The organism is Roseobacter cerffii (genome assembly GCF_054226325.1).
Window position 1 is genome coordinate 1,579,454 of the sequence record NZ_CM135757.1, and the last position, 11,843, is coordinate 1,591,296.

General features: G+C 63.2%; 10 protein-coding genes. 3 read left to right on the plus strand and 7 right to left on the minus strand.

Annotation, left to right across the window (positions count from 1 at the left end):
- Positions 1-60: 60 nt before the first annotated feature.
- Both ACVC7O_RS07750 and ACVC7O_RS07755 read left to right on the plus strand, forming a co-directional pair.
- Entirely contained in the window at positions 61-1,983 is a 1,923-nt protein-coding gene (locus ACVC7O_RS07750; RefSeq protein WP_458325510.1) for a YcaO-like family protein, read from the plus strand.
- Complete coding sequence (locus ACVC7O_RS07755; RefSeq protein ID WP_458325511.1) at positions 1,980-2,771, plus strand: SagB/ThcOx family dehydrogenase; 792 nt, start codon at positions 1,980-1,982, stop codon at positions 2,769-2,771. The genes ACVC7O_RS07750 and ACVC7O_RS07755 overlap by 4 nt, the downstream gene beginning before the upstream one ends.
- Positions 2,772-2,835: 64 nt before the next feature.
- On the opposite strand, the gene ACVC7O_RS07760 is transcribed toward ACVC7O_RS07755, so the two are convergent.
- The 6 genes from ACVC7O_RS07760 to ACVC7O_RS07785 all read right to left on the minus strand — a co-directional run bounded on the left by ACVC7O_RS07760 (position 2,836) and on the right by ACVC7O_RS07785 (position 9,831).
- A complete protein-coding gene (locus ACVC7O_RS07760; protein ID WP_458325512.1) occupies positions 2,836-4,395 on the minus strand; it encodes a winged helix-turn-helix domain-containing tetratricopeptide repeat protein in 1,560 nt (519 codons plus the stop codon).
- 139 nt (positions 4,396-4,534) lie between these two features.
- Positions 4,535-5,359 carry a metallophosphoesterase gene (locus tag ACVC7O_RS07765; RefSeq protein WP_458325513.1) on the minus strand — a complete coding sequence of 275 codons (825 nt, stop codon included), beginning with the start codon at positions 5,357-5,359 and terminating at the stop codon, positions 4,535-4,537.
- A 64-nt stretch (positions 5,360-5,423) separates the two neighbouring features.
- Positions 5,424-6,686, minus strand: a complete 1,263-nt coding sequence (locus ACVC7O_RS07770) for an extracellular solute-binding protein (RefSeq protein WP_458325514.1) — start codon at positions 6,684-6,686, stop codon at positions 5,424-5,426.
- A 98-nt stretch (positions 6,687-6,784) separates the two neighbouring features.
- Positions 6,785-7,675 (minus strand): carbohydrate ABC transporter permease, encoded by an 891-nt coding sequence (locus ACVC7O_RS07775; protein ID WP_458325515.1) that lies wholly within the window; start codon positions 7,673-7,675, stop codon positions 6,785-6,787.
- A 102-nt stretch (positions 7,676-7,777) separates the two neighbouring features.
- Entirely contained in the window at positions 7,778-8,698 is a 921-nt protein-coding gene (locus ACVC7O_RS07780) for a carbohydrate ABC transporter permease (RefSeq protein ID WP_458325516.1), read from the minus strand.
- Positions 8,698-9,831 carry an ABC transporter ATP-binding protein gene (locus ACVC7O_RS07785; RefSeq protein WP_458325517.1) on the minus strand — a complete coding sequence of 378 codons (1,134 nt, stop codon included), beginning with the start codon at positions 9,829-9,831 and terminating at the stop codon, positions 8,698-8,700. Before ACVC7O_RS07785 ends, ACVC7O_RS07780 begins: the two co-directional genes overlap by 1 nt.
- Positions 9,832-9,946: 115 nt before the next feature.
- On the opposite strand from ACVC7O_RS07785, the gene ACVC7O_RS07790 reads away from it, so the two are divergent.
- Positions 9,947-10,831: a LysR family transcriptional regulator gene (locus ACVC7O_RS07790; RefSeq protein WP_458325518.1), complete on the plus strand. Its 885-nt coding sequence runs from the start codon at positions 9,947-9,949 to the stop codon at positions 10,829-10,831.
- A gap of 23 nt (positions 10,832-10,854) precedes the next feature.
- Here ACVC7O_RS07790 and ACVC7O_RS07795 read toward each other — a convergent pair whose 3' ends face one another.
- The gene (locus ACVC7O_RS07795; RefSeq protein ID WP_458325519.1) at positions 10,855-11,634 is read right to left on the minus strand and encodes a universal stress protein; all 780 of its coding nucleotides are present in this window, start codon (positions 11,632-11,634) and stop codon (positions 10,855-10,857) included.
- Positions 11,635-11,843: the final 209 nt, after the last annotated feature.

Below are 11,843 nucleotides of genomic sequence, written 5' to 3' on the forward strand. Positions count from 1 at the left end.
TTGCGCGGGGCGGCGATCAGCCGCCCCCGTGTTTTCCGATTTACTGAGATGAGCCGGACCATGAACCAACGATTGAAGATGTCGGACCAATCGGAGACGACCGCCCTGCCGCTGCTTCTTATCGGCGCCGGAGCATTTGCGCACAGGCTGTCCGTTGCCCTGACGGCGCGGGGCAAACGCCATCAGGGGATGGATGACTGTCCGGAGAGGCTGGAGGGGTTCGCGGGCCTCGTCACGGTGCATGAGGTGGTTGATCGCGCGGCTGTTTTGGCCTGCGCCGACCGGGCTATGCGTCAAGGTTGCCCGTTGCTGCCCATCCTCTTGATGGGTGATGTGGCGCAGATTGGCCCGCTCACCCGCAGCGCTCCTGCGAGTGCCTGCGTCTGTTGTGCCGACACCCGCATGGCAGTGGTGACGGGCAGTTCGGCACTAGATGCCGCTTGGCCGATGACGGATGCGCTCTGCCAGCAGATGGTGCCACTTGTTGATACGCTGCTGGCGGATTGGTCGGGCACGATGGAGCGGTTCACGAACCGACTGTCGTTTCTCTGGAGCAATGGCGGACAGACCGATCATGCCATTCTGCGCACGGTTGCCTGCCCCGTCTGCGCGGACCATGCTCCATTCATGCCGTTCCGGGAGCCTGACCGCTTTCGAGTTAGTCCCGAGGCGCGTCCAGACCAAGGGCGCATCCTTCGTCTGGAACACCAACTTGTGGACGCGGTGACAGGGCCCATCAAAACTGTTGAGCCGCTAGATCAGCCCCCCGGGGTGCCGACAATCTGCCACACGATTGCGACGCTGGCTGATCCCGGCTGGGCCCGCAACGGCTTTGCCACGCTCGACTGCGGTGGCAATGAGCGCGACCCGGAGACCTCGCGCGCGGCTGCATTGGGCGAAGCGATCGAGCGGGCCACGGCCAGCGAAGTCTGGCCCGGGCATCTGACTACCGGGAGCTGGGATGAGCTGGGAGAACACGCGCTTGATCCGCTGACATTCGACCTCTTCCTGCCTCGCGACCGCCGCCGCGACGGGTTCCCCTATGCCGCGCCCAGCCGCGGGGACAGACGGCACTGGGTCTGGGGCACCGATCTGGCCCGCAAGAGCCCGGTGCTTGTGCCTGCCTCGCACGTCTTCGTCCCCTTCACCCCGCCCACCGAGGAGGCGGTGACCGACTATCCGCTGCTCAGCGGCTTTGCGGCGGGGGCCAGCCGCGAGAGCGCGCTGCTGTCCGCCCTGCTGGAAGTGGTCGAGCGTGACAGCTTCATGATCGCATGGGCCAATCGCCTGCCATTGCAGCATGCTGAGCTAAACGACGGCGGCCCGCTCGCAGATCTGCGCAACCGTTTCTCGGAAGCCGGGATTGAGGTCCGCGTTGGCATCATCCAGCTTGATCTCGGTGCGCCCACGGCGATTGCCATGGCGCGTTCAGATCAGGCTGGTCATCCCGCGCTTGTGGTCTCAGCGGCTGCGGCCATGTCGCCGTGGCATGCGTGCGAGAAAGCGCTGACCGAGCTCACCGCGAACTGGTTGAACGTGACCCACACGTTGGCCACGACACAGCCGCCCGCAGACGCGGACCCGAGCCAAATCCGCGAGGAGACAGCGCATGGTCTGCTCTATGCTCGCAAGGATATGCGCGCTCAAGTTGATTTCTGGTGGCATAGCGCGGCGCCGCCGCTGCCGCTCGAGCCGGACGTGCAAGACCAGCCTCCGCCAGGGCAGAGCTGCGAGGTGATTGTCGGGGCCATCAGCTCCGCAGGCCTCGTGCCGACGGTGGTCGATCTGACTATGCCCGCGCTCGCTGATCTTGGCCTTTTCACCGTCAAATGCGTGGTGCCGGGGGCCTACCCGATGAATTTTGACGCGTTCTGGCCACAGTTGGGCGGGCGGCGGATGATCGAAACACCGGTCCGTGTTGGGCTCAGATCGGCCCCAACCTCGGAGGCGGGGCTGAACCGGGTGCCGCATCCGTTCCCATGAGCGACCCTTCTGATCTCCGCTATGGTCATATGCCGCTGGCCAAGATGGCCGCGTTTCATCGTGCCAGCAGTCGACATAGCTGGGATCATGCTGACACGCCATTTCGCCCTGCGCCTTCTGCCGAGGTACCGCTCCAGCCCGCGGCCATGCCGGATGCGTCTCTGTCGAGCTGCATCTCGGCGCGGCTGTCGTGTCGCAGGTTCGATCCTGCGGCGGCACTCACGATGGCAGAGTTGTCGAACCTGCTGCATCTCGCCTATGGCCATCTGGGGCAGGTTGACACCATGCATCAGGTGCTTGAGACGCGCCCGGTGCCGTCTGCGTCGGGCCTCTACGCGCTTGAGCTTCTGGTGATCGCTCAATCGATGGACGACCTGCCCGGGGCCATTTATCGCTATAACACATCCGCTCGGTCGCTCAGGGCCATTGCAGCGCTGCCCGCGGCGCGGGATATGAGCCACATCTTCCTCGATCAGCCATGGGTGGCGCAGGCGCCTGCCATCATCTTAATGACTGGAAAGCCCCAGGCCGTGGCGGCGCGCTATCACGAGCGGGCCTATCGCTTCCTGCTCCTGGAATGCGGTCATGTCGGGCAGAACCTCGCGCTGGGTACAGGTGCGCTTGGTCTTGCGTCCTGTCCGGTTGGCGGCTTCGAAGACTATCGGCTGTGCTGTGCCGCCGGGCTCGCGGCGGATCAGGAGTGGCCGCTCTATGCGCTCGCGATTGGCCACGCCGATCCGGAACATGCAGCGGATTTGCGGACGCCGAGTGCGTACGAAGGCTGGTAACGCTTCTGGGCCGATTGACACGCGGGGGCCGCCCGACGCCGAAGGGGGCGCGTGTTGCACACCGTCACGGAATGCCCATGCGGCGAAGGGAGCCGGTCACCGTCCGCGTGAGCTCCGGGTCTTTCAACGGAAATGTTTGCAACATCGCATCGACCGATGCGGTGGGCCATTCGGCGAGAGCCTTGTCGCGCCATCGCTCCATGGTGGTGCGCTGTCCGCTGAGTTCCGCGGCAATCGCCGCCCATAAGACGGGGTAGTAGTAGGACCCTGGCGAATGCACGGCCTTTTCGGCGAGGACCATGGCGCCCTCGAGATTGTCTTGCGCGATCTCGCTGAGCGTCTGATTGGCCAGCATGCCATAGTACAGTGGATCCAGCGGGCTGAGCGACATCGCCTGACGCGTGGCGGTTCGCGCGCCGGAGTAGTCGCCACCCATGTTGAGAACCATGCCCTTGGTATAGTGGCAGTGGGCATAGTTGGGATTGACCATCAGCCCACGGTCCAGCCACGCCACGCTCGCGGCCATATCCTCTGAATACCAAAGCGCGCGGCCCATACAGAAGTTGCCAAAGGGGTCGTTCGGATTGATGTCGAGCGCCTGCTTGGCCGCAGCCATGGCCATCTCCAGATGATCATGTTTGGCATCACCCATGCGCATGAACGCATTTTGCCAATGCATGAAAGACATGCCCGCGTGCGCCCGCGCGAACTGTGGATCGAGCTTAAGCGCGCGTCTGAAATGCTCGGCTGCGAGCGTGTTGTCATGCGGGCTGAACCGGAAGGCGTGGGTAAGACCCAAGTGAAAGTACGACCAGGCGTCGAATTGATCGGGCGAGAGGACACGGGTCCGCATGGCTTCGAATTCGGGGATCGAGATTTCCAGCGCGGAGATTGTGGCGGAGATGATCTCCTCGCGGATCAACTGGATCTCGCTCTGATCGCAGGTGAACCGTTCTGACCAGACCAGAGTGCCGTCGCCTGTGGATTGAACCTCAAGCGACACCGCCAGTCTGCGCCCCAGGGGTTCGATCAGGCCGGTTATGATATAGCCCACGTTCAGGCGGGTCGCGATATCGCGCGGGTCGAAGTCCTGCGGGTCGAACCGGAAGGACGAGCCGCGCGCGATCACATGCAGCCATTTCATGCGGGACAGGCCTGCGATCAGCTCGGCGGGCAGGGCCTGTGCCAGCGCGTCACCCTGCCGGGATTTGCCGACGCTGAGAAAGCGCAGCACGGCGAGACCTGGTCGCCCGGTGCCGTGAGAGGGGGCAGCGGTCTCGGTTGAGAGCTCCTGTCGCGCGGAAGCCGCGGGCTGGTCGTTGGTCGTGGGTGTCACGTCCCCAACAAATCGGAAACCGCGGCCATGCACTGTCTTGATGAGATGCTGCGCCTTGCCGGTATCGCCAAGACCGCGCCGGGCGGATTTCACGGCGGACGAGAGGCTCGCATCAGAGATGAAGCGGCCCTGCCAGAGATGGTCAACCAACTCGGTTTTGGAGACGACTCTGTCGCGATGTTCGATCAGCAGGACGATCAGGTCAAAGGCCTTCGGTTCAAGCGGAATGAGGTCCCCGTTTTGCCGAAGCTCGCGCTTCGACAAATCCAGTTCGAAGGTGTCGAACATCAGAACCATGCGGTAACGATACAGCGGCGTATGCTGTGCGTCATGCGCTTTCTGTGCCGGTCAGACGCTTCATGTCCGGAGATTTGCCGGGGTTATCTCGTGCGCTGAGATATCGCCACTGCCCTGTTTTGGAGGGCCGTCAGCGCACCATCGTCGTGCGGTCCCAGTCGGCGTAGTCGGGCGTGCCTTCGCCAATGATATCACCGTCGTAACCAAACTCTACCATGTGGCTCAGCGTTGTGGTCTCTGTCGAGAAGATCACCGAATAGGCTTCGGGCAGCGCCGCGGAAGAGAGCAGACGCGTCGCGCTGAAATCAGGCCAGCCCGCATGGTTGGTGCCGCGTGGTGCTGACAGCGGGATGCCGTGCAACGACCCGCTCAGTGGCAGGTGGCAATGGCCATGGAAGATGTGGCGGATCTTGCCTGCGTGCGGCGCGATCGTGGCGGCAAAGCGTGCAGCGTCCAGCAGCATGATCTTGTCCATCGGAGCAATCTCAATCGGGACCGGGTTGTGATGCATGAAAATCCAGATCGGGCCGGGCAGGGCCCGCAATTGCTGGCCAAGCCAGGCCGCCCGCGCGTCGCAGAAGTGCCCGGCGTGCGTGTCCGGACCCCAGGTGTCGAGGCAGAGCGCCGTACCAATCGAGAGTGGCACGGCATATTGCACGAACCCCTCGTCATTGATCAGCCGCGGGAAGGTCTCTGCGAAGGTTGGCCTGTCATCGTGATTGCCGATCAACAGATGCACGGGCATCGGCACGCCATCGAGCTGGTCGCGCAGGCGGATGTAGTCGGCGGCATCGCCCCAGTCGGAGAGATCGCCCGTGATGAAAAGCGCTTCGGCGTCCGCATGGAGCGCAAGCGCATGGTCCAGCGCCTTGGCGAAATTGGCGTTCGGGTCACGCCCGCCGATCGTGTCGCCGGGGCTGGTTTGGTGAATGTCGGTGAAGTGGAGAAGTTTCATGTCATGTCCTGAGGTGTGACCCCGGAGGACCATGCCTTCCGGGGTCCGGATCTTTGGGAATGGCTCAGTCGAGGAGGTCCTGAACTTCCTCGGTCAACTCTTCCTGCAGTTCTGACATGTCATCGAACTCACCGGTCACGATGCCTTCGAGACCATCATAGATCACCTGCGTGGCGGCAAGGCCGTTGTCCCCGGGATAGGCCTGCCATTCGCGCAGCAGAGGCAGTTGCCGCACGGCGGTCGCCTTGGCCGGGTTCTCAGCATAGAAATCCGCGAGGATGATCTCGTTCGCAGCTTGGTTTGGCGGCATGTACCCCGTTGTGCGTGCGACATCTGCAGCACCTTCACCGGAGGTGATGAACTTCAGCCAGGCCCAGGCGGCATCCAGTTCTGCGGGGTCTTCGGAGGTCGAAACAAGCAGGGCGGAGTTGCCACCGGCGGGCAGACCCATGGGGCCAGAGGCCGCGATGCCCGGGTATTCATGCGTCACCAGGGTGAAATCACCCATCGCGCGTTCCACGGCACCCACGGCCGAGGTTGACCAGTACATCATGCCGATATCCCCAGCAGAGAAGGAGGCAAGGGCCGCCTTCCACTCGAGGTTCTGCATGTCGCAGCCCGAGAAGATGTCCTTCATGGTGTTGAGCGCGGTCAGGCCTTCATCCGTGTCCAACTGGAAATCGGTGCCCACAACGGTGGCCTTGTCCTGGCTCCACATCAGGGCCTGCAGGAACCAGTTGCCGGTGATGTTCCAGCCCCAGAACATCGGGTTGTCGACACCGGCCTCGCGCAGCTTTCCGCAGGCCTCAACCACCTCTTCCCAGGTCGTGGGGAGGTTGGTCTCGTTGTACCCCGCCTTCGCCATCACCTCCATGTTGTAGTAGCCCACGGGCAGCGAGATGGAGAAGGGCAGTCCGTAGACATCGCCATCAAACGTGCCGAGGTCGAGCATCGCCTTGTGATACCCGTCCTTGGCAAAATCCGACTCCTTCGAGATGAAGGGCTCCAAGGACTTAGCGATGCCTTTCTCGACCAGGATCGCCTGCCGGTTCAGGCCCTGCATGGTCACATCAGGCAGGGTGCCCGCCACAGCCTCGCGCAGGATGGTGTTGGTGCCATCCTCGTAGGACTCGTAGGTCGCGCGCATCTTGATCTCGATGTTCGGATGCTGCTCGTAGAATTTCGGCAGGATCTTCTCGTACGTCACATCAAAGAGGTGGCTGTAGGGATAGGCGAATTCGACGACGATCTTGTCGTCCGCTGTAACAGTTGATGCTGCGAGCAGGGTTCCCAGAGCGGTTCCCATTGCAGTCAGGGTGCGTTGCATTACTCTCTCTCCTGTTGCGGGGCCTGACGGTTTGGCGATTGGCAGGCCCCAGTGATGAATCCCTCGCGGGATGGGTGGGGTGAGGCGCTGGGTGCGCCTCACTTCATTCCAGACAGCGTGATCCCTTCGATGAAGCGGCGTTGCGCCAGCAGGAAGCAGACGATCAGCGGGGTTACGATGATGCAGGCGGTGGCCATCATGGGGCCGAAATTGTCCCCGTCTGCATCGCCCTTGAATTCGCGCAGGCCCAAGGGCGGGGTGAAGAGTTCGCGGTTGCCCGTGATGACGATGCGGGGCCAGAAATAGTCGTTCCAATGGGCAACGACGCTGAAGATGCCGAAGGCCATCAGTGCCGGGATGGCGGTGGGCAGCATCACCTGCCAGATGATGCCGTACTCCGACATCCCGTCCATGCGGGCGGCGTCGATCAGATCGTCCGGGACGGTCATAAAGAACTGACGCATAAGGAAAATCCCGAAAACCGAGATGGTCCACGGGATGATCAGCGCGGCGTAGCTGTTGGTCAGCCCCAGCTTGGCGAGCATCACGTAGAGCGGCAGGGCGATGGCGTGCACGGGGATCAGCAGGCAGAAGAGCACGAGGCCAAAGACCGCCTCGCGCCCCCAGAACCGCAACTTGGCCAGCGCATAGGCACAGGGCAGGGCGACGAGCACCTGGATCACGAAAATCGAGAGGGTCACGATCACGCCGTTGAGCAAGTATCTGACAAGAGGCGCTTTTTCAAAGGCGGTGGTGTAGTTGTAGACGATGGGGTTGACCATGCAGTCCGCGACCGCGTTGCCGAGCTTGACGCAGAAGTCGTCGCGGAAAGGGGCCTGACTGCCCAGGAAACCGCCGGTCTGCTGCATGATCTCGGCGGGCGATTTCAGGGATAGGCTGACCATCGTGTAGAAGGGCAGCAAGACGATCACCGCCCCCAGAATGAGGACCGCGTGCTTCACGGTTTCCTGCGTCGAGAAGCGGGTCATGGGCGGGCCTCTCGGCTGCTGAACGGAGCCCAAAATCCACGTCGGTATAACGTCGGTGCAACGTCGGTATTACGTCGGTGCGCGCGTCGGTGTTGGCAGGTCTCAGGCATAATGCGTCCTCCGCTCGACCAGCCAGCGCTGGATCAGGGTGAGCAGCATCACGAAGGCGAGAAAGACGATGGTGATCGCCGCGCCGATGCCCATGAGGTTCTGCTGGATGCCCTTTTCATAGATTGCGAACATCATCACGAAGACACTCTTCGAGGGCCCGCCGCCCTGCGGATAGAAGGCCTCGACCATGTCGAAGACCTGAAAGGAGCGGATGAAGCTGATCGTCACGACAAAGACAGTCGTGGGCCCCAGCATCGGCCAGGTGACCAGGCGGAAGCGGTCCCAGCCGCGCTTGGCGCCGTCCATTTCAGCAGCGTCGTAGAGCTGGGGCGGGATCGAGGTGAGGCCCGCGAGATAGAGCACCATGTTGAAGCCGAAGCCCTGCCAGACGCCGATGAAGCTGACAGTCCAGATCGCGTAATCGCGGTCGTTGAGCCACAGCGGGAAGGTGCGTTCGCAGCCCTGCGCATACCACGCCCAGCGTTCGAGCACCGTGCCACAGCCGCGCTCCAGCGTGGCGTTGATGATCCCGATGGTCGGGTGGAAGGCAAACTCCCAGACGATGGCCATGGCGATCAGCGCCGCCATCACCGGCAGGAAGTAGATCGTCTTGTAGAGGTCACCGAAGCGGCCCAGCGAGTGGATCAGCAGCGCGGCCCCCAGGCCCAGCCCGACGGTGAGCGGCACCACCACAAAGACATAGCGGAAGGTGGCGCCGAACATCTTTTCATAGGTCGAGCGGGTGAAGATCCGCTCGTAGTTCTCCAGCCCCACAAAAGCGGCGCCGGAATTGCCGAGCGAGTAGTCCGTCAGGCTGAGCCCACCGGCGATCAGGATGGGGATCAACAGGATCACCGCCATCAGAAAAAGCGCGGGACCGATGAACCACAGATATGCGCGGCTCTGCGGCATCAGGCGACCTCTCGCGCCACTGCGGGAAGACGCAGCCGTGTGCCGTCAGCGGCGAAAAGCAGCATCTGTGACGGGTCGAACGCGAAGCGAACGGTTGCCCCGAGCGGGCAACCCTGGGCTTGCGTTGGTGCGGCGCGGAGGACGAGCGGGCCGGACAGCCCCTCAACCGCCAGATGCAGGTACACATCGGAGCCGAGGTTTTCCCGGTGTTGCACCCGACCGGCGAAGGGGCCGGTGTCATCCAGCGTGACGTGCTCGGGCCGCAGCCCGATTGTGACCGGCTGTGGCGTCTGGGCCTGTATGCGTTTCACACCGTGCCCCAGAACCTCCAGCGCCCCGTCACCGCGCAATTCAGCGGGCAGCGTGTTGATCGCGGGCGAGCCAATGAAACGGGCGACCTCGAGCGAGTTCGGATTGGCATAGATCTCGTCCGGCGGCCCGACCTGCAGGATATGCCCGTGCATCATCACCGCCATGCGATCCGACATGGTCAGCGCCTCGGCCTGATCGTGCGTGACATAGACGAAGGTGGCGCGCAGGCGCCGGTGCAACTCGGACAACTCGGCGCGCATGTGCACGCGCAGGGCGGCATCGAGATTGGACAGCGGCTCGTCCATCAGGAATGCGACCGGCTGGCGCACCATGGCGCGCCCGAGCGCCACGCGCTGCCGCTGACCGCCGGAGAGTTGGCCCGGCTTGCGGTCGAGCAGCGAGGTGATCTTGAGCGTCTCCGCGATCTCTTCGACCTGCGCGCGCATCTGTTTGTAGGCTGCGCGCGCGGTCAGCGTGCCGATCACCGGCAAGCGCCCGATCACGCCCACGTCGCGCATGCGCAGCGGCGTCATGATGTTCTCGGCGACGGTGAGATGTGGGTAGAGTGCGTAGCTCTGAAACACCATTGCGAGGTTGCGGTCGGCGGGCCGGACGGCGGTGACATCCTGGCCTTCGATCAACACCTGGCCCGCATCGGCGCTTTCCAGCCCCGACAGGATGCGCAGGAGCGTGGACTTCCCGCAGCCGGAGGGGCCGACAAGCGTGACGAACTCCCCGTCTTCGATATCGAGGGAGACACCGTTCAGAACCGGTGTGTCGCCGAAGCTCTTGTGAATCCCCTTCAGGGATATCTGTGACATCGCATCCCCCGCGCGCAACGTGATGGGGGCAGGATGCTCTATGACAATCTCGATTCTGTGACGTCATATTAGCGATACTTATGACCGCTACAGTGCCCGGAGCGGGGAAGGGTGCATGGCTGTCAACGCGTATCAGGTCAAATCGCTTGCGCATGTGGTGCGCGAGGGCTCCATCTCGGGTGCGGCCCGGCAGATGGGTGTGTCGCAATCCGCCGTAAGCCAGCACATCGCCAAGCTGGAGGCGGTGGTGGGCGCCCAGGTGCTGATCCGGCGACGCGATGGGATCACGCTGACACAGGTCGGCCAGGAGCTGTTTCAGCTGGCGGACCAATATGCGGCACTTGACCAGCAGATCGCCGAGCGGCTGCGCGGGCACGCGGCGCTGGATCGGGGGCACCTCACGATCATCGCCAATGCACCGCAGCCGGCGCTGTCGCTCATCGCGCGCTATACTGCGCGCTATCCGAATATCTCGGTCGAGTTTACGCTGTTTGACTGGGCCTCAGCGATGCAGCGTTTGCGTGAACGGCTGGTCGACATTGCCATTGTGACCGAGCCCACCCGGCAGGACGATCTCTATATCCAGCCCATCGTCGATGCGCGCTATGCGCTCTATGCGCGGTCGGACACGCCGCTTGCGGCGCGAGACGAGGTGTCATTGCATGACGTGGTCGAGCAGACGCTGCTTTTGCCAGAGAAGGGCTCGCTGACGCAGCGGATCGTAACGCAGGCGCTGGATGCGGAAGGTCTGACGCCGAAGCGGGTCGTCACGATGACCACGTTTCCGGTGATGAAGGAGGCGATCCTTCAGGGCATTGGCGTGGGGATCTTCCTCGAGGCCAGCTCGGTGACCGAACAGCGCCTGACCGAGGTCGCCATCCGTGAGCTGGACCGGACGTTTCCGACCTGTCTGGTGATTCCCAAGCACAAGCTGGGGCTCAGGATCACCAAGAGTTTCCTCAGTGTGCTGGATGAAGCCCCTGTGCCGCCGGTATCTTAGCATCGAGGGGCAAAACCAAAGGTCTACTTGGCCAGGAGCAGGTCGCAGGGGGGCTGGCGGATCAGGCCGGACGAGAACCCGCCAAGGATGTAGCGGCCCGCGTTGGAGCGCGTATAGGCCCCGATCACCAGCAGATCGTAGTCGTCCTGTTCCATCACCTCGTCGAGCGCATCCCGCGCCTTGGCTTCGACGAACACCGGCTGCGGCAGGCCTTCGGGCAGGTGCGACACCGCCTCCCAGGTCGCATAATCCCGCTCAGCCTCCTTGCGGAACGACACCTCATGAGCGTGAAACAGCGTGACCTCGGCCCCGGGGGCGATCATCTCGATCTTGTGCAGGCCCGAGGCGCAAACATCGGAGAGATCGACGCCACCCAGCACGCGGGCATAGGGCTGGCTGGCCTCCCCGGCGACCAGCAGGACGGGGCGGGCGCTGGCGCGGATCAGATGCTCCATGGTGGTTTCCTTGATGTGATCGAGAAACACCCGGCGGCGATGCAGTCCGACGATCAGCAGGTCAGCCTCGATCTGGTCGGCGCAGTCGTTGATCTCTTCGACCGTGTCGCCGATCACCACCTTGATGTCATGGGCGACATCGCGCGTGCCCGCGTCCTCTGCGACCTCTTGCGACAGCAGCTTTGTGGCGTCCGCCTGGACCGCGCTCGACATGGCGTCGGGCATGGCGGCATCGACCACGTGCAAGACGGTGAGTTTGGCGCCTGTCTCCGCCGCCAGCTGCACGCCGCGGCGCACCGCGGGCCGCGATCGGTCGGACAAATCGCTTGCCACAAGAATGTTCCGCACCGGTTGATATCCTCCCCAGTCTGATCCTCCTCGGTCTTGGTTTGATGTGGGCATTTCTGCCGCTCAAACAAGAGGTTGCCGCGGGCTTTCGGGCGGGTTCTCGGGGAAACCGGACCGGCTTTCAGGCCCCGCGGGGTATCGGCGAAGATGGGGGTTGAGCGCCATAAGTTTGGGCGCGTCGAGGTCGAAAACTCAAGGGATCGTGGCGC

Excerpts from the sequence above, each read along its gene's own strand:
- ACVC7O_RS07750 (WP_458325510.1), top strand. The coding sequence starts at position 61 with ATGAACCAACGATTGAAGATGTCGGACCAATCGGAGACGACCGCCCTG.
- ACVC7O_RS07755 (WP_458325511.1), top strand. The coding sequence starts at position 1,980 with ATGAGCGACCCTTCTGATCTCCGCTATGGTCATATGCCGCTGGCCAAG.
- ACVC7O_RS07760 (WP_458325512.1), bottom strand. The coding sequence starts at position 4,395 with ATGTTCGACACCTTCGAACTGGATTTGTCGAAGCGCGAGCTTCGGCAA.
- ACVC7O_RS07765 (WP_458325513.1), bottom strand. The coding sequence starts at position 5,359 with ATGAAACTTCTCCACTTCACCGACATTCACCAAACCAGCCCCGGCGAC.
- ACVC7O_RS07770 (WP_458325514.1), bottom strand. The coding sequence starts at position 6,686 with ATGCAACGCACCCTGACTGCAATGGGAACCGCTCTGGGAACCCTGCTC.
- ACVC7O_RS07775 (WP_458325515.1), bottom strand. The coding sequence starts at position 7,675 with ATGACCCGCTTCTCGACGCAGGAAACCGTGAAGCACGCGGTCCTCATT.
- ACVC7O_RS07780 (WP_458325516.1), bottom strand. The coding sequence starts at position 8,698 with ATGCCGCAGAGCCGCGCATATCTGTGGTTCATCGGTCCCGCGCTTTTT.
- ACVC7O_RS07785 (WP_458325517.1), bottom strand. The coding sequence starts at position 9,831 with ATGTCACAGATATCCCTGAAGGGGATTCACAAGAGCTTCGGCGACACA.
- ACVC7O_RS07790 (WP_458325518.1), top strand. The coding sequence starts at position 9,947 with ATGGCTGTCAACGCGTATCAGGTCAAATCGCTTGCGCATGTGGTGCGC.